Raw genomic sequence first — 15,782 nt, forward strand, 5'->3', positions numbered from 1 at the left:
CGAGCTTTCGCGGGAATGACGATCCTAGGAGGCTGGAGCAGGTTCTTCCACCGTCGCCAGCCGTGCCTCGCGTGAGCGCCGAATGCCGTCGACGCAGAACAGCGCCACCGCCGCCCAGATCAGCGCAAAACAGATCGCGTGCGCGCGGGTGAAGGGTTCGTCATAGACGAACACTCCGAGCACGAACTGGATCGTTGGGCCGATGAACTGGATGAAGCCCAGCGTCGACAGCGGCATCTTGCGCGCGGCGCTGGCGAACAGCAGCAGCGGGATGGTGGTGATGGCGCCCCCTGCGATCAGATAGCCGTCGGTCAGCGTCGAATAGCCGAAGCCCGGCGTGGGATCGTACACCCCCGCCCACAGCACATAGCCCAGCGCGAACGGCAGCATCAGCGATGTTTCGCAGGCAAGGCCGGGGAGGGACCCCACCGGTGCCATCTTGCGCACCATGCCGTACAGGCCGAACGAGGCGGCAAGCGACAGGCTGATCCAGATCGACGCCAGCGATTCACTCGCCAGCACCAGCACGCCTGCCGCCGCCAGCACAATAGCGACCATCTGGGTACGATTCATCCGTTCGCGGAAAAACACCACGCCCAGCGCCACGTTGATAAGCGGGTTGATGTAATAACCCAGGCTGCCTGCCAGGATATGCTCGTTGGTGATCGCCCAGATATAGATCAGCCAGTTGGCGGCGATCAGCGACGTGCTCGCGATCATGTAACGGCGGATCCGCGGGTCTGCCAAGGCGAACGTGAATTCACCAAGACGACGGCTGGCCCACAGGATCACGGTGATCAGCAGAACCGACCACACCACCCGGTGCGCGACGATTTCCACCGGGGAAATGCCCTGCAGCTGCTTGAAAAACAGCGGCATGAAGCCCCAGATCGTGTATGCGCCGATCGCTTCCGGCAGGCCTTTCAGGCGTTCTCTCTCACCGCTCATCGCGGCGCGTTAGAGGATGCCGCCTCCCAGCGATAGGCGGATAATGCAGATCACCAGCACGACCAGACACAGATTGCGTCCGGTGTTGCTGCTCGACAGAAAGCCCAGCAGCACGCCCAGCAGGGCGATCGGGACGATCAGCCAGTTCAGGGCGCCAAGCAGCGGCAGAAAAGCCGGAATGGCGAGCAGGAGGGCGATGATCCCGATGAGGATCGAAAGAATGTTCAGCATGTGTCTTATATGGATAAGACAGCGCATGGTTGCAAGCGAATTTTCGGTTCACCGCACCAGCGGGTCGGTTCGACCTCGGAATGGCCGGATTCACCTATGTTGTATCCTGTTCATGAAACCGGCGGCGGGGATGAATGTTGTTAGTTCGAGCCGGGACGAACCGCCCGGAGCAATCAGTGGAGATACCATCATGTTGAACCTTGCCCTTGCCAGCGCCGCTGCCCTGTTGAACCCGGCCCCCGCCAGCCCGGTGGCCCTGCCGGTCCCCACCAGCTTCCATTCGCAGGAAGTCGCCCAGTTCGATCGCGGCGAGCGCCGCGCCTATCGTGAAGGCCGCCGCGATGCACGCCGCCAGGCGCGCTACGAGGGCCGCTACTGGCGCGGTGACGACGGCCGTTATCGCTGCCAGCGCAGCAACGGCACCACCGGCCTGCTGGTCGGCGCCGGTGTCGGCGCGCTGCTTGGCAACGAGATCGCGGGACGCGGCGACAAGACGCTGGGCGCCATCGTCGGCGGCCTGGGTGGCGCAGCCGCAGGCCGGGCCATCGATCGCAGCCGGGTCAGCTGCCGCTAAACCCCAAGCACTGCACGACGACAAAGGGCCTCTTCCGGAAACGGAAGGGGCCCTTTCTCTGTGGCGGGTTTCAGGTGGAAAGCTCTTCGGCCAATCGGTCGATATCGGCATCCTCGCGCACGATCCGCCAGCTGTCGGGATGTCGGGTGTCGATCAGCACCACGCCGTTTTTGGGGCAGATGTCGAGGCAGGGTACCTCGATCACCCCCAGCCGAGCCTTGCGCCCCTTGCCGCCAGGCAAGCGCCGTTTGAGCGCCTTGGCGAGCGAGGGGGTCTCTTCGGGGCCAAAGCTGGCCTTGGCGCGTTTCTGGCACTTCTTGCAGACGAGCACGGCATGCGACCAGTGGCTGCGGATTTCGGTTTTCATGAGTGACAGATAGGGGGACGGCGCGGCGATTACACGCCTTTCCAGGTCTTTCTTTCCTCGGCGCTGCGCAGCACCGCATAGGCCGCCTGGATCGCCTGGAAGCGCACGGCGGCCTCCTTGTCGTTCTGGTTGGTGTCGGGATGGTTGGCCTTGGCAAGGCGGCGATAGGCCTTCTTGATCTCTTCGAATTCGCTGTGCGCATGGCATTCCAGCACATCGAGCGCGCGCATTTCGTCGCGCGACCGGCTGCCATCGCCCGAACCTGCCCATTCGTTGAACACCGATTCGCGATAGCCCGAGGTGTCGCGCTTTTCCTCGGCTGCGCGCGCGGCGGCCTCTTCCTTGTCGAGCCCTGCGAAATAGTCCCAGCCCTGGTTGTATTCCGCAGCGTGCTTTTCGCAGAAATACCAGCGGTCCGGGCTGTTGGGGGATTTGGGCGCGGGGCAGTTCCCCGCCTCGTTGCAACCATGCCGGTCACACATCCGCACCGTCTGCGCTTCGCGCGACGACCCATAGCCGCGCCAGCGGGGGAAGCCCCAGTCAGAAGATCGTTTGCCTGCCATCGGTGGGCATTTAGCTATGATGGGGGGGAAGGGCTAGGGGTTTGGTGGCGACGCTTGTCCGCTCTCTGAGATGCGTGCCTGGCAGGGGCAGGCGGGGCATCGGGTGTTCCGAAGAGCCTTCGGCAACGCCCCCGCCCTTCATCGACGGCAAATGTCGTTTGTCGAACGCTAAGGGTCTTGAAAGGATTGCATCGCTATCTATTTCGCATATGCAACATAGATTGCATATCAAGACGTATCAGGGAATCCGAGCAATGAGCCGCCAGTTGATGTTCTCCGCCATGCTGTCCATCGCGATGATGGCGACGTTCGTGCTGGGTTCGCAGGCCTACGCCGGTGACGATGCGGCGCAGGATTTTGCCGAGTGCACGCTGGACCAGCTGGAAGGCTCTCCCGCTGCGGTCGAGCAGATGGTGCCCTCGCACCTGGTGCTCGCCTCGCTCTGAGCGCCCCTGCGCCCAATTCTTCCAGGATAAAATTGCCAGAGGGTCTGTAAGCCGGGTTCTGTCCTGACCGTTGCCGGTCATGGGCAGCCATTCCTCTAGGCGGGGCATTGCTGCACCGCTCAAGCAACCAACCCGGGCGGCAAGGGGCCGAAACACCCCTGGGACGCGCCTCTGCAAGCAGAAACCGTATCACCAAATCCGCCCCTATTCGGTCTTGCTCCGGATGGGGTTTACCGTGCCGCGAACCATTGCTGGCCGCGCGGTGCGCTCTTACCGCACCCTTTCAATGTTACCGGGCCGAAGCCTTGGGCAACCTGCTTTCTGTTGCACTGTCCCTGGGGTCGCCCCCGCCGGGCGTTACCCGGCATCCTTGTTTCGTGGAGCCCGGACTTTCCTCGCGTCACTTGCGTAACCCGCGGCTGCCCGACCCTCTGGCGAACATGGCCCTAGCGGCGAATTGCTTAGAGCGCAATCAGCGGTACCGCCCCGCATCGCGGTCGAGCAATAGCGAGAACAGGATCGCGCGGCACTCGCCGTCGATCTCGCCGGTGATCGTGCCCGGGCGCCAGCGGCGCTGGAATGCGGCCGTGGCGGCGCGCCCGTCCGAGATGTCGTAGCCGAAGCGCTCGAGCGCGAGCAGAAACGCGCCGTCGCTCCAGTACGGATCGACCAGCCGGCCATCGGGAATCGGCAGCGCCAGCCGCACCCGCGCCAGCCTCTGCCAGTCGAACAGCTCGCCGGGGTCCTGCTTGCGCGCGGGCGCGACATCGCTGTGCCCCACGACATTGGCGCGCGGAATGCCGTGGCGGTCGACGATCTCCGCCACCAGCGGGATCAGCACCGACATCTGCTCTTCGGGGAAGGGGCGGTAGCCGAATTCGTGGCCGGGGTTGACAATCTCTATGCCGATGCTGGCGCTGTTGACGTCCTTGATCCCGCGCCAGTGCGCACGGCCCGCATGCCAGGCGCGGTTGGCCTCGTCGACCATGCGGATGACCTGGCCGTCCTCGGTGACGACATAATGCGCAGAAACCTTGGAGGCGGGATTGGCGAGCCAGTCGATCGCCGACGGCGCATCCTGCATTCCGGTATAATGCAGGACCAGCATGCTGATCGGAGCCATGCGTTCGTCGAAGTTAGGCGACGGGGTATCGATCAAGATCTGGTGCCCTCCTTCATCAGCCGTGCTTCGGCCAGCATCCGCGATCTTTGCGCGTTGCGGATCGCCACGATAGAGACGCCGAGCAATGCGATCAATCCACCTGCAATCATCAGCGGGGTCAGCGGGGTGCCGAACCACCAGGTGGCAAAGGCGACCGAGATCACCGGCGTGGGGATGGTCAGCGGACTGACGGTGGATACCGAGTGCCGCTGCAGCAGCCATACCATCGCGCCATGCCCGCCGATGCTGGAGCCAAGCGCGGCATAGATCGTCCAGGCATAGGTTTCCATGCTGAGGTTGGGCAGCATCGCCATGCCATCCGGTTCGAGCAGCAGCGCGAAGGGCAGGATCACCAGCGAGCCGATCAGCCCCAGCCAGCCGCTGATGTTGAGCACGCCGATGCCGCCGAGATTGCGCTGGATCAGCGTCGCGATCGCCCAGATCAGCGACCCGCAGGCAGATATGGCGATCGCGGGCATCTCGCCCGCCACCTTGGGGTCGAACACCAGCAGCACCACCCCGAAAAGGGCAAGGATGATCCCGATCAAACGCGGAATGCCGATCTTTTCCTTGAGGAAGATCACCGCGAGGATCAGCGAGAAGGGAACGCCCAGCTGGCCTGCGATGGCCAGCGCGCTGACATTGGTGCTGACCTGCAGCGACAGCCCGACCGCGACGTAGAACAGCCCGCCGCTGAGCACGCCCAGCACCCCGATCAACCGCATCCGGCCCGGCACGATCCGCAAGAAGGGCAGGCACACCACCGCCACGATCGCCTGGCGCAGAAACGCGCCGGGAAGCGCGCCTGCGCTGTCGACGGCAGATTTCATCGCGATGATGTTGAAGCCCCACAGCAGCATCATGGCGATGGCGACCGCCCAGTCGAGGCGGCCAAAGCCCCGTTCGGGCAGGTCAGGCGCGGGCGAATCGTGCGTCATGCGGCGTGGCATAGGGCAAATGCCCCGTCAGAACAGCCTTTATGCTGCAACTGCGAAGAGATTGTGCGAAAATGTCAGCCCAGCGGCGCAGGAAAGATCGACTGGCCGGTCTTGCCGGTGACTGCCTTGCAATACAGTCCGCGCAACTCGCGCGTCGCCGAGAACAGATCGGTATGCCCCAGCACCGTTTCGGCTGCGCCCAGCATCAGCATGCCGTCATTCTCGAGCGATCTTTCGAGCTTGGAATAGGCGATGTGCCGGGTCTCGGTGGCGAAATACATCAGAACGTTGCGGCACAGGATGATGTCGAACCGGCCCAGGTCGCCGCGCGGCTTGAGCAGATTGTCTTCCTTGAACGTCACCATGGCCTGCAGGCGCGGATCGATCACCCAATCCTCGCCGTCCTGGGTGAAATAGCGCAGCATGTAATCGACCGACAGCCCGCGCTGGATCTCGAACTGGCTGTAGCGCCCCAGCTTGGCGCGGCTGATGACCGATGCCGAAATGTCGGTGCCGACGATCTCGATCTTCCAGTCGATCCATTTCTCGCGCTCGGAATCGAACAGCATGGCGACCGAATAGGCTTCCTGCCCGGTCGATGTTCCTGCGCACCAGATGCGCAGCGTCTTGCGCTGGGCGCGGCGCTCACGCAGCGCGGGAAACGCCTCCGACCGCAGCGCTGCGAACATCGCGGTGTCGCGGAAGAAGAAGCTTTCGTTGTTGAGCATCGCATCGAGCGATTCCTGCAACAGCTTTTCATTGTCCGGATCGGACAGCACCGCGACCAGCGCGTCGAGATCGGGAATGCCCTGCGCCTTGAGCATCGGAGCCAGCGCGGTCTGGATACGCCAGTAGCGGCTCGGCGCAATCTGCTGGCCGGTGCGCGCTTCGAGCAGACCTGCAAGGATGCGGGTGGCATTGGTGGCGGGTTGGGAATGGATCATTTCGGCTCCAGCCAGCAATCGGCGATGAACCGGGCAATTCCGGCGGGAGGAAGGATGACGCTGGCAAGACCGTCGCGCGCGATGGCGCCGGGCATGCCCCAGACGGTGCTGGACTGCGCATCCTGAACATAGATCGGCGCGCCGGTTGCGGCGAGCAGCCGCGCGCCCGACAGGCCGTCAGCGCCCATGCCGCTCAGCATCACGCCCGCGCCATTGGCGCCAAAGCACTCGGCGACCGCAGCGAACATCGGATCGACCGAAGGCTTGTAGGCGGTGCCGGGCCATTCGGGGATCAGCGCGATGCGCGTCTGGCCGCCGCTGTGCTGCAGGCCGAGATGCGCGGTGCCCGGAGCGCAATAGATATGCCCGCGCTGCAGCACCGCACCGTCCTGCGCCTGATGCACCGGGCGCAGCCCCAGATCGGCGATGTGGCGCACGAGAAACGGAATGAAGTCGGGCGGGAGATGCTGGGTCACCAGGATCGGCGCATCAATGCCAGGGTCGAGCCCGCGCAGCAGTTCGTGGATCGCGCTGATGCCACCGGTGGAGGATCCGATGGCGATGCAGTCCAGCGTTCCGTGACTGGCAACGGGCCTTGCCGCCACTGGCGGCATCGCTTGGCGCGAGAACCGCGCCGCATCGCCCAGAATGCGCAACTTCTCGTGCAAGGCTGCGATGAAGCTTTGCGGATAGAACTGATGGTCGGGCTTGGACAGCGTGTCGCTCGCTCCCAGCGCCAGCGCCTTCAGCGTCGCGGGAGCGCCATCGGTGCAGTGCGAGGACAGCACCAGGATTCGCGCCTGCTTGCTGGCCGCGATGAGGTCGGGAAGCGCATCGAGCCCCGATCGGCGGGGCATCTCGATATCAAGCAGGACGATGTCGGCAGCTTCGGTGGCGAGAAAATCGAGCGCGGCCTGCGCCGAGGCGAGGCTGGCGCAGACCGAAAAGCCGGGTGCCTGCTCGACGATCCGCTGGATGATCGAGCGCATGACGAGGCTGTCGTCGACAATCAGCACACGGCTGACGGGCAACGCTTCGGGCACCAGCGGCGCTAGGCGCCGGGCAGATGCCACGGGATCAAGGCCGGTCATGTGGTGGAGCCCCCCGCGCCGGTCCTCAGGCGCAGCCCACGATCTGCAGTTTGCTGTGCAGCGTTTCGCGGTCGAACGGCTTCATGACATATTCGTCCGCGCCTGCGTCGATCGCCGCCTGGATATGGCCGCGGCCGTTTTCGGTGGTGCAGAAGACGACCTTTGGCCCGGCGCCGCCCTCGACCTTGCGCAGCGCGCACAGGAATTCCATCCCGCTCATCACCGGCATGTTCCAGTCGAGCAGGACCACATCGGGCATCACGTCGCGGCACTGGTCCAGCGCCTCGCTGCCATCGGCGGCTTCGGAGACGGTGAAGTCCAGCGTCTCCAGAATGTGCCGAGCGACCTTCCGGATTACCTTGCTATCGTCAACAACCAGACAGGTTTTCATGGGCGCGGCCTCCTCGCAGCAATGTTGCCGCACTGAACATTAGGCCTGATTGGTAAGCAGCATGTTAACAGCGGTGATCGGCGGGCGCGGCTCACCGCAAAAACGCGCAAGATCAGGCTGCGCGGCGCAGCGCGGGATTGACCATGTAATCGGGGTCGATCAGCAGATAGGTGCTGCCGTCGAAGTCGAGCAGCGCCCGGCCGATATCGCTCCACCCGGCAGGCAGCTGACCGGGCAGCGGGGCAGGGGCCACGACCGATTGCACCACGTCGATCACCGCATCGACCAGCAGGCCGTAATGGCATCCGCCGATGTTGACGACGATCGCCGGTTGGCCGGGGGTCAGGTCTGCAGGCTCGCCGGTGACGAAGAACTGGCAGTCGATCAGCGTCAGCACCCGGCTGCGCAGCGCGAACAACCCCGCGATGAACGGCGCAGCCGAAGGCACCGGCACCGATTCGCGAACATTGACCACGCTGTCGACCTGTTCTGCCGGGATGACGACCTTTTCCCCGGAGATGACCGCGATCAGATACAGTTCTTTCATGTGCCCAGCGCTCCGTTGCGCCCGTTGATCAGCCGACCCAGCAGGGCGGCCCGGTCATAGCGATAGATCGTGTCGGCATCCTGCGGATCGCCCGACAGCGTATCGCGCAGCCGGATGATCTCGCCGCTCAGCGCGGCGGGTGTTTCGGCGGAATCTCCGACGATGATGCTCACTGCGGCGTCGCCGGGCTCTCCGTCGCCCGGAGCGCCGAAGACCGGTCGATAGCCGGCTGCCGAAACCAGCGGCGCAAGGATGTTGCGGGTCCAGGGGTCATCGGTGCCGATCAGGCAGCATGCCGGCCGATCGGAGGACGGCGCGGGGCCCATCATGTTGCTGAACACCCAGTGCGGGTCGATCACCTCGATCTGCTGATCGCCGATCAGCGCGATACCACCCACCAGGCCCGGCGCGCTCGCCGGTTCGACCTTTGCGGGCAGCCGGACGATATCGATCACGTCGTCGACCGCATAGAGCACATGGCGGGTCCCATCGCTGAGGTGCAGCAGCTTGGCATGACCCGATTGCGGGGGCTGGTCGAGCCCGAACACCGGACGGCTCTCGCCATCAATGCTCAGCCGCACCTGGCCACCGGCGAGCGCCAGCCGCGCGGCATCGACATCCTCGACGCGCTCGACCGCCGCCAGCGTCATCAGCCGCAACATGCCCGCGGCCTCGCGGAACAACAGCGCGGAGCCGCCATCGATCTCGGCGGCATCGGGCGCCTCGCCGCGCTGGCTTTCGTCGGGCCGCGCAAATTCATTGAGCTGCGCCCGGTTCGCCAGGCCCAGTGGATCGAGCAGCAGCATCGGGCGGCCATTGTCGGGCAGGGTGGTGCCTGCGTACAGGCCGTCGGCCATGATCACGGGCGCGCCGGGGCGGACCACCAGTTCCTCGTGATCGATCACCGCCTCGACCGCAAGCGCGTAGCGCAGTTCGGACGAGGCGTTGACGGTGATGATCGTGCGGTGGCGCGCAGCGGGGTTGGTGGCGCGTTCCAGCCCCAGCAGCGTTTCGAGCGCGACATGCGGCAGGCACTCGCCGCGGATATAGGCCAGATCGCGTCCGCCGACCTGCTGGATGCGCACCTGATCGTTGTTGTCGAACAGGATCTCGCGGATCGCCGAGCGCGGCATCGCGAATTCCTGCCCGCCCGCGCGCACGGTAAGGCACGGAATGATCGTGAGCGTCAGCGGCACGCGCAGGATGACGCGCAGCCCCTTGCCCGGGTTGTTTTCCAGATCGATCGAGCCGCCGATCCGCTCGATGTTCGAGCGCACGACGTCCATGCCGACCCCGCGCCCGGAAATCGCGGTCACCTGGTCTGCGGTGGAGAGTCCGGGTGCAAAGATCAGCTCGAGCCGCGCGCGTTCGCTCAGCGCGTGGATTTCCGATGCGCTGCGGACCTTTGCGGTCTGGGCGCGCGCCACCAATTTGTCGGTATCGATGCCGCGCCCGTCATCTGCGATCTCGATCAGGATCTGGTTGCCCGACTGGCGCGCCGATATGCTCAGCCGACCGGTGGCGGGCTTGCCCGCAAGGCTGCGCGCGGTCGGCGATTCAATGCCATGATCGATCGAGTTGCGGATGATATGGGTCAGCGGATCGCGGATCATCTCGATCATTTCGCGATCGAGTTCGACATTGCTGCCCGAGGTGCGCAGATCGACCTTCTTGCCGAGATCGGCGCACAGATCGCGCACCAGCCGGGGCAGGGGAGAGAAGATGCGTTCGATCCGCTGCATGCGGGTCTGGCCGATGGCATCGCGCATGTCGGCGATGCACGATGACAGCCGCTCGAAGGCGTTTTCGAGCACCGGGCCGTTCTGCTCGTCGCGCAGGCATCGCGCGACCTCGTTGCGCGCCAGCACCATGTCCGACACGCCGTTCATCAGATGATCGATAAGGTCGAGTGGCACGCGGATCGATCGGATGGCCGCCTGTCGGCGGGCGGCAGAGCCGGTGTCGTTAGCCGGGACATTGGACTCTGGCGCGGCAGGCTCCGGCGCCTTTGGATCGCGATCCAGCGCAGCGATCAGGTCTGAGTCCGATCCGTCGGGCAGGGCCTCGCCCGATTCCATGACCACGATTAGCTCGCCGATCCGGTCGATGATCCCGAGCACCGCATCGACCAGCGGTGCGGAAGCCTCGCGCTTGCCATCGCGGACCTGCGCCAGAACATCCTCTGCGGCATGGCTCAGCCGTTCGAACCTGGGCAGCTTGAGGAAGCCGCAGCTGCCCTTGACCGTGTGGACGAAGCGGAAAATGCTGTCGAGCCGGGTGCTGTCGTGCGGGTTCTGTTCCCACAGCACAAGTTCGCTGGCCAGCGCGTCCAGCGTTTCCCGGGTTTCAGCGATAAATTCCTGTATCAGGTCGTCCATATCCACCGTCCGCGAGCGCTTGAGCTCCGGTTTGCGCTGAATATGGTTAAGATCAGGTTGCGGCTGATCGGGCCGCGCGCCGGATTCAGACGCGCAGCATGGCCCCGATGACCAGCGATTCCGGCGTGGCGGCGAGCTGGATATCGCCGCCGTTGCGACGCACGATCTGCTTGATCATATAGGCAGGCGCCGTGCGTGGGCTCATCGTGGCCTGGGCCAGATCGTCCGACAGCGCAGCGGCCACCGCAGCATCGATCACCACCTTGGGGCCGGTCGCATTGACCGCGATCTCGCAGGTGCCGCCATTTTCTTCCGCCGCGATGATCAGCTGACCGCCGCGCACCAGGCCGTCGAGGCCGATCAGCGCCAGGTTCAGCAGCACCTTGACCGCGGGCTTGGCGAGCAGATCGGACGGTACATGCCATTGCAGTTCGACCCGCGGCTTGTCTGCGACCAGCCCTTCGATCAGCTGGCGCGGCTCGTTGACGTCCACCTTGTCGCCAAAGCCTCCCGCCGCGCCAAAGGCCAGGCGAAAGAATTTGAGCTTGCTGGCAGAGGCCCGGGCGCTGTCTGTCAGCAGCTCGATGCAGCGCGCGCGCATTTCCGGATCGGTCTCGTCCGCAAGCAGTTCCAGGCCGTTGTTCATCGCGCCGATCGGGCTCAGCAGATCATGGCAGAGCCGCGAACACAAAAGGCTGGCGAGGTCGATTTCAGACAGGTCTGCAGGACTGGACATGGGCTGGGGCTGGCCTTTGGGAGGAAGGAACAGGAAAGCGTGCGCTGGCCGGTGGGCCGCGCCCCGCCGATGTGGCGAAAATGTCGCACAGGTTCAAGCCTTAATCCGGTCGCTGCGCGACCTCGCGCCAGCCGGTGCGCGAGATGGGGTGGCCAGAAGCGATCCGCAGGATCAGTCGGCAAGCACCAGATCAACCGGATCGAACCTGCCCAGCAATGCGCCTGCAGACTGCGCCCGCCAGCCGGTGATGGCTGGGCCTGCGATCACCAGCCACAGCCGGCCGTCGGCCGCGGCGCTGGCGGCATCGCAGGGGGACGGCTCGGCGCGGCCATTGGGGTGCGAATGATAATGACCGATCAGTCTCTCGCCCCCCTGCCGCATCGCGCGTTCGGCCGCGATCAGCGCAGCCGGATCGATCTCGAACGCGCGGCCGGGCGTGTCCGACACATTGGCGACAGGCTGCATGCGGCGGATTGCACCGTCGTCGCCGAACAGCAGCCCGCAGCATTCGCGGGGGTGCGCCACCTCGGCCAGTGCAAGCATCTGGGCGTGGAGCGCGCTTGAAAGCATGACCTGCATCGGCCACAGCATAGCGATGAATGCCGCGCAAACCAACACGCCCGCAAGCGAGCCTCTGACCGGCACAATCCCTGGCGGGGTCGACGGCCAGCGGATCGACGCGGGGCTAGCGCTGGCCGAACCCGGTTTGTCGCGCGAACGGATCAAGGCGCTGATCGTCCAGGGCGCGGTCACGATCGAGGGCAAGCCGGTCACCCGGCCTTCGGTGAAGCTGGCGGCGGGCCAGCGTTATGCGATAGCGGTCCCGGCAGCGCTGCCGCTCGACACCCAGGCGCAGGATATCGCGCTGTGCGTGGTGTACGAGGATGCCGATCTGCTGGTGATCGACAAGCCTGCAGGGCTGGTCGTGCACCCGGCGGCGGGGCATGCCGATGGCACTCTGGTCAACGCGCTGCTGCACCATTGCGCAGGCCAGCTTTCGGGCATCGGCGGGGTCGCGCGGCCGGGAATCGTCCACCGGATCGACAAGGACACCTCGGGGCTGCTGGTGGTCGCCAAGACCGATTCCGCGCATCTGGGGCTGGCGGCGCAGTTTGCCGCGCACACGATCAACCGGCGCTATGTCGCGATCGTGCAGGGACGGCCGAGCCCGGCCAATGGCACGGTCCGCGGCAATATCGGGCGCAGCGATTATGACCGCAAGAAGATGGCGATGGTGGGGGAGGGGCGGGGCAAGCACGCGGTCACCCATTTCACTACCGAGGAGCGACTGAGCGGGGCCACCCGGATCGAGTGCCGGCTGGAAACCGGGCGGACGCATCAGGTGCGCGTCCATATGGCCAGCATCGGCCATGCGCTGCTCGGCGACCCGCTCTATTCCAAGCCGCCAAAGCCCTTGCGGGACCTGCTCAAAGCCGTGGATTTCCGTCGTCAGGCATTGCACGCGCAGCGGCTCGGGTTTATACATCCGGTGACGAAATCTGAATGCGACTTTTTTAGTCCGATTCCGGCCGACATGGCGGAACTTTTGGATAGATTGCGTGTTTAGGTTGCAAGTCGAAATGCGATCCCCAAGACGGGCGCTCCTTCGAGGCCCGAAAAACGGATTGGCAGAAAGGGAAAACATGAGCGCGACCAGAAGTGTCCCGGCCACCATCCCCGCCCTTGGCGGAGAGGCGAGCCTGAACCGTTATCTCACCGAAATCCGGAAATATCCGCTGCTCAAGCCCGAGCAGGAATACATGCTCGCCAAGCGCTATCAGGAACATCAGGATCCTGAGGCTGCCGCGCAGCTTGTCACCTCGCACCTGCGTCTCGTCGCGAAGATCGCGATGGGCTACCGCGGCTATGGCCTGCCGGTCAGCGAGCTGATCTCCGAAGGCAATATCGGCCTGATGCAGGGCGTGAAGAAATTCGAGCCGGATCGTGGCTTCCGCCTCGCGACCTATGCGATGTGGTGGATCAAGGCATCGATCCAGGAATACATCCTGCGCAGCTGGAGCCTCGTCAAGATGGGCACCACCGCCGCGCAGAAGAAGCTGTTCTTCAACCTTCGCCGGATGAAGAACAACCTGCGTGCGTTCGAGGATGGCGATCTGCATCCCGACGACGTGACGACTATCGCGACCAAGCTGGGCGTGTCTGAAACCGAAGTTGTCAACATGAACCGCCGCATGGCGATGGGGGGTGATGCGTCGCTCAACGTCTCGATGCGCGAGGATGGCGACGGCCAGTGGATGGATTGGCTGACCGACGATGCGCCTTTGCAGGACGTAGCTGTCGCCGATGCGCAGGAAGCATCGATGCGGCACGAAATGCTGGGCGAGGCGCTGCAGGCGCTGAACGAGCGCGAGCGGCACATTCTCAACGAACGGCGTCTGGTCGATGACCCCAAGACGCTCGAGGAACTGAGCCAGGTCTACAATGTCAGCCGCGAACGCGTGCGCCAGATCGAGGTGCGCGCTTTCGAAAAGCTGCAAAAGGCCATGCACCGGCTTGTCAGCGACAAGCAGATGGCGCTGGCCGGCTGAACATTCGCCCGGGGGCGCCAGGCCCCCCACGACCTTGATCCCCAAGGGTCGCACCTGTGGACGGAAGCGGGATGGCCATGCTGTCCCGCTTCACTCACATCTGGCGTCTGTAAAATTTCGCCCGGCACGCGGCAGACCGGACAATAAAGCGGGCGCAAGCGATGCAAAACCATCTTCCCCTTTCCGCTCCCACGCATTAAGCGGGCTGCCATGGGACTATTGGGAAAAATCTTCACCTGGTGGGACGGCGCAACCGTCGGCACGCATCTGTTCAGCGCCCTGAACGGCGAGAAGGTCGGCGAGGACCATCAGGGCAACACCTATTTCCGCTCCAAGCCCAAAAAGGGCCAGAAGGAGCGCCGGTGGGTGCTGTACAAGGGCGCCAATGATGCGAGCCGCGTGCCTTCCGAATGGCATGGCTGGTTGCACAACAGCTATGATGCGGTACCCGAAAGCCATCTCCCGCCCCCGCGCATATGGGAAAAGGACTATGTCCCCAACCTGACTGGAACCACCGGTGCCTATCGCCCTGCAGGCTCGCTCGACCGGGGCGGGGTGCGCGCTGCGGCGACTGGCGACTATGAAGCGTGGACTCCCGAGGCGTGACGCGCGGGCGAATCATCGCCATCGTCATTCTGGTCGCCGCGCTCCTCGGGGCAGGCGTTTACGGCTGGTCGCAGTTCGGCGATCGGCTGATGCCGGGCAGCAAGACCCAGGCTCAGTCCAAGGCTGCGCCAAAGGCGCAGGTTCGTGCGCCGGTTGCGCTTGTCGAAGGCGAAGCTACGCCGATGGCCGAGCGCGTCGCGACGATCGCCTTTCTCAACAAGCGCAACGGCGAAACCCGGGATCTCGAAATGAAGCCCGGCGAATCGCGGCGCATCGGCGATGCGATCGTCCGGTTGTCGGCGTGCGAGCGCACCGCGCCGTGGGAGCCGGTCCCCGAAACCGGCGCGTTCGTTCAATTGCTGGTCCAGCACCGCGAAACCCGCTCGTCCGATCCGGTCTGGAAGCGGGTTTTCTCCGGCTGGGTGTTCAAGGAATCGCCGTCGCTCAACGTCGTCGAGCACCCGATCTATGATGTCTGGGTCAAGAACTGCGCGATGGAGTATCCAGGCGAGGATGCACCGCTGGAAGAAGAGGGCGCACCTGCGGCAAGGCCCGCGGCATCCGCCCCTGCCAATGCGGAAAATCCGGCGACCAGCCCCGAATCGGCTCCGGCGCCAACGACACCGTCGACCGATACCGAATAAGTCCCCGGCATCACCGGATGCGGGCGCTGCACGCGCGGCGGCGCGAACGGCGATTCGCTGATCGCATCGCCCAGCAGCTTGAGATAATCGGCCTGCGGGATCTCGACCGCGCCCAGCGACTTGAGATGCGGGGTGATGAACTGGCAGTCGAGCAGGCGAAGCCCGCCCTTGCGCATGCTGGCGACCAGCCAGGCGAGCGCTACCTTGCTGGCATCGGTGGCGCGGCTGAACATGCTTTCGCCGCAGAACGCCCGGCCGATCTCGACACCGTACAGCCCCCCGACCAGCGCGCCACCCTGCCAGCATTCGATGCTGTGGGCGCGGCCCTGGTTGTGCAACGCGATGAAGCTCGCCTCGATCGTGCGGTTGATCCAGGTCTGCTCGCGTCCGTCGGCGGATTCGGCGCACAGCGCGATGACCTCGCCAAAGGCGCGGTTGCAGGTGACAGTGAAGCGGTCGGAACGGATCACCTTCTTCAGGGATTTCGACAGGTGGAAGCTGTCCAGCGGCAGGATCGCCCGCATTTCCGGCTCCACCCAGAAAACATCGACATCGTCTCGGGCATCGGCCATCGGGAAGATACCGATGGCATAGGCGCGCATCAGCATGGTCAGATCGATCGTTACCGGGCCGGGGGTGCCGTGCATTCAGCCAATCTAGGGGCTGC

19 protein-coding genes, 1 other RNA gene and 1 pseudogene are annotated in these 15,782 nt (G+C 64.7%); 6 read left to right on the plus strand and 15 right to left on the minus strand.

Features of this window, described 5'->3' with window-relative positions; genetic code table 11:
- Positions 1-24 precede the first annotated feature (24 nt).
- A complete protein-coding gene (gene rarD, locus BSY18_RS01790) occupies positions 25-948 on the minus strand; it encodes an EamA family transporter RarD (protein ID WP_069049465.1) in 924 nt (307 codons plus the stop codon).
- A gap of 9 nt (positions 949-957) precedes the next feature.
- A complete protein-coding gene (locus BSY18_RS01795; RefSeq protein WP_054133303.1) occupies positions 958-1,179 on the minus strand; it encodes a hypothetical protein in 222 nt (73 codons plus the stop codon).
- Between the two features lie 190 nt (positions 1,180-1,369).
- Here BSY18_RS01795 and BSY18_RS01800 point away from each other — a divergent pair, with 190 nt between their 5' ends.
- Entirely contained in the window at positions 1,370-1,753 is a 384-nt protein-coding gene (locus BSY18_RS01800; RefSeq protein WP_054133302.1) for a glycine zipper 2TM domain-containing protein, read from the plus strand.
- A gap of 70 nt (positions 1,754-1,823) precedes the next feature.
- On the opposite strand, the gene BSY18_RS01805 is transcribed toward BSY18_RS01800, so the two are convergent.
- Together BSY18_RS01805 and BSY18_RS01810 are read right to left on the minus strand one after the other, a co-directional pair.
- Positions 1,824-2,120 (minus strand): hypothetical protein, encoded by a 297-nt coding sequence (locus tag BSY18_RS01805; protein WP_069049466.1) that lies wholly within the window; start codon positions 2,118-2,120, stop codon positions 1,824-1,826.
- 29 nt (positions 2,121-2,149) lie between these two features.
- The gene (locus tag BSY18_RS01810) at positions 2,150-2,683 is read right to left on the minus strand and encodes a J domain-containing protein (protein ID WP_069049467.1); all 534 of its coding nucleotides are present in this window, start codon (positions 2,681-2,683) and stop codon (positions 2,150-2,152) included.
- A 254-nt stretch (positions 2,684-2,937) separates the two neighbouring features.
- Here BSY18_RS01810 and BSY18_RS01815 point away from each other — a divergent pair, with 254 nt between their 5' ends.
- Positions 2,938-3,129 carry a hypothetical protein gene (locus BSY18_RS01815; RefSeq protein WP_054133299.1) on the plus strand — a complete coding sequence of 64 codons (192 nt, stop codon included), beginning with the start codon at positions 2,938-2,940 and terminating at the stop codon, positions 3,127-3,129.
- 31 nt (positions 3,130-3,160) lie between these two features.
- Here the strand turns inward: BSY18_RS01815 and rnpB are convergent.
- The 10 genes from rnpB to BSY18_RS01865 all read right to left on the minus strand — a co-directional run bounded on the left by rnpB (position 3,161) and on the right by BSY18_RS01865 (position 11,907).
- Positions 3,161-3,564, minus strand: an RNA gene (gene rnpB, locus BSY18_RS01820) — RNase P RNA component class A.
- Between the two features lie 37 nt (positions 3,565-3,601).
- Positions 3,602-4,252, minus strand: a complete 651-nt coding sequence (locus tag BSY18_RS01825; protein WP_069049468.1) for an N-acetylmuramoyl-L-alanine amidase — start codon at positions 4,250-4,252, stop codon at positions 3,602-3,604.
- Positions 4,253-4,284: 32 nt separating this feature from the next.
- Positions 4,285-5,229, minus strand: coding sequence for a DMT family transporter (locus BSY18_RS01830; RefSeq protein WP_054133297.1), 945 nt, complete (start codon positions 5,227-5,229; stop codon positions 4,285-4,287).
- Between the two features lie 74 nt (positions 5,230-5,303).
- Entirely contained in the window at positions 5,304-6,173 is an 870-nt protein-coding gene (locus BSY18_RS01835; RefSeq protein WP_054133296.1) for a CheR family methyltransferase, read from the minus strand.
- Entirely contained in the window at positions 6,170-7,264 is a 1,095-nt protein-coding gene (locus BSY18_RS01840; RefSeq protein ID WP_054133295.1) for a chemotaxis protein CheB, read from the minus strand. The genes BSY18_RS01835 and BSY18_RS01840 overlap by 4 nt, the downstream gene beginning before the upstream one ends.
- A gap of 25 nt (positions 7,265-7,289) precedes the next feature.
- Positions 7,290-7,655, minus strand: a complete 366-nt coding sequence (locus tag BSY18_RS01845) for a response regulator (protein WP_054133294.1) — start codon at positions 7,653-7,655, stop codon at positions 7,290-7,292.
- A 112-nt stretch (positions 7,656-7,767) separates the two neighbouring features.
- Positions 7,768-8,202, minus strand: a complete 435-nt coding sequence (locus tag BSY18_RS01850) for a chemotaxis protein CheW (RefSeq protein WP_054133293.1) — start codon at positions 8,200-8,202, stop codon at positions 7,768-7,770.
- On the minus strand, positions 8,199-10,580 hold the full coding sequence (locus tag BSY18_RS01855; RefSeq protein WP_069051632.1) for a chemotaxis protein CheA: 2,382 nt from the start codon (positions 10,578-10,580) through the stop codon (positions 8,199-8,201). Before BSY18_RS01855 ends, BSY18_RS01850 begins: the two co-directional genes overlap by 4 nt.
- 85 nt (positions 10,581-10,665) lie before the next feature.
- Positions 10,666-11,316, minus strand: a complete 651-nt coding sequence (locus BSY18_RS01860; RefSeq protein ID WP_054133292.1) for a histidine phosphotransferase family protein — start codon at positions 11,314-11,316, stop codon at positions 10,666-10,668.
- Positions 11,317-11,487: 171 nt separating this feature from the next.
- The gene (locus BSY18_RS01865; protein WP_236823429.1) at positions 11,488-11,907 is read right to left on the minus strand and encodes a Mov34/MPN/PAD-1 family protein; all 420 of its coding nucleotides are present in this window, start codon (positions 11,905-11,907) and stop codon (positions 11,488-11,490) included.
- A gap of 4 nt (positions 11,908-11,911) precedes the next feature.
- On the opposite strand from BSY18_RS01865, the gene BSY18_RS01870 reads away from it, so the two are divergent.
- The 4 genes and pseudogenes from BSY18_RS01870 to BSY18_RS21380 all read left to right on the plus strand — a co-directional run.
- Positions 11,912-12,883 carry an RluA family pseudouridine synthase gene (locus tag BSY18_RS01870; RefSeq protein ID WP_069049469.1) on the plus strand — a complete coding sequence of 324 codons (972 nt, stop codon included), beginning with the start codon at positions 11,912-11,914 and terminating at the stop codon, positions 12,881-12,883.
- A gap of 76 nt (positions 12,884-12,959) precedes the next feature.
- A complete protein-coding gene (gene rpoH / locus BSY18_RS01875) occupies positions 12,960-13,865 on the plus strand; it encodes an RNA polymerase sigma factor RpoH (RefSeq protein ID WP_054133290.1) in 906 nt (301 codons plus the stop codon).
- A 210-nt stretch (positions 13,866-14,075) separates the two neighbouring features.
- Positions 14,076-14,471: an NADH:ubiquinone oxidoreductase subunit NDUFA12 gene (locus BSY18_RS01880; protein WP_054133289.1), complete on the plus strand. Its 396-nt coding sequence runs from the start codon at positions 14,076-14,078 to the stop codon at positions 14,469-14,471.
- 248 nt (positions 14,472-14,719) lie between these two features.
- A pseudogene (locus tag BSY18_RS21380) lies at positions 14,720-14,902 on the plus strand (DUF2155 domain-containing protein); the annotation flags it as partial.
- A gap of 35 nt (positions 14,903-14,937) precedes the next feature.
- On the opposite strand, the gene aat reads toward BSY18_RS21380, so the two are convergent.
- Positions 14,938-15,762 (minus strand): leucyl/phenylalanyl-tRNA--protein transferase, encoded by an 825-nt coding sequence (gene aat / locus BSY18_RS01885; protein ID WP_054133287.1) that lies wholly within the window; start codon positions 15,760-15,762, stop codon positions 14,938-14,940.
- Positions 15,763-15,782: the final 20 nt, after the last annotated feature.

Source organism: Blastomonas sp. RAC04 (assembly GCF_001713435.1).
GTDB classification, from domain to species: Bacteria; Pseudomonadota; Alphaproteobacteria; order Sphingomonadales; family Sphingomonadaceae; genus Blastomonas; species Blastomonas fulva.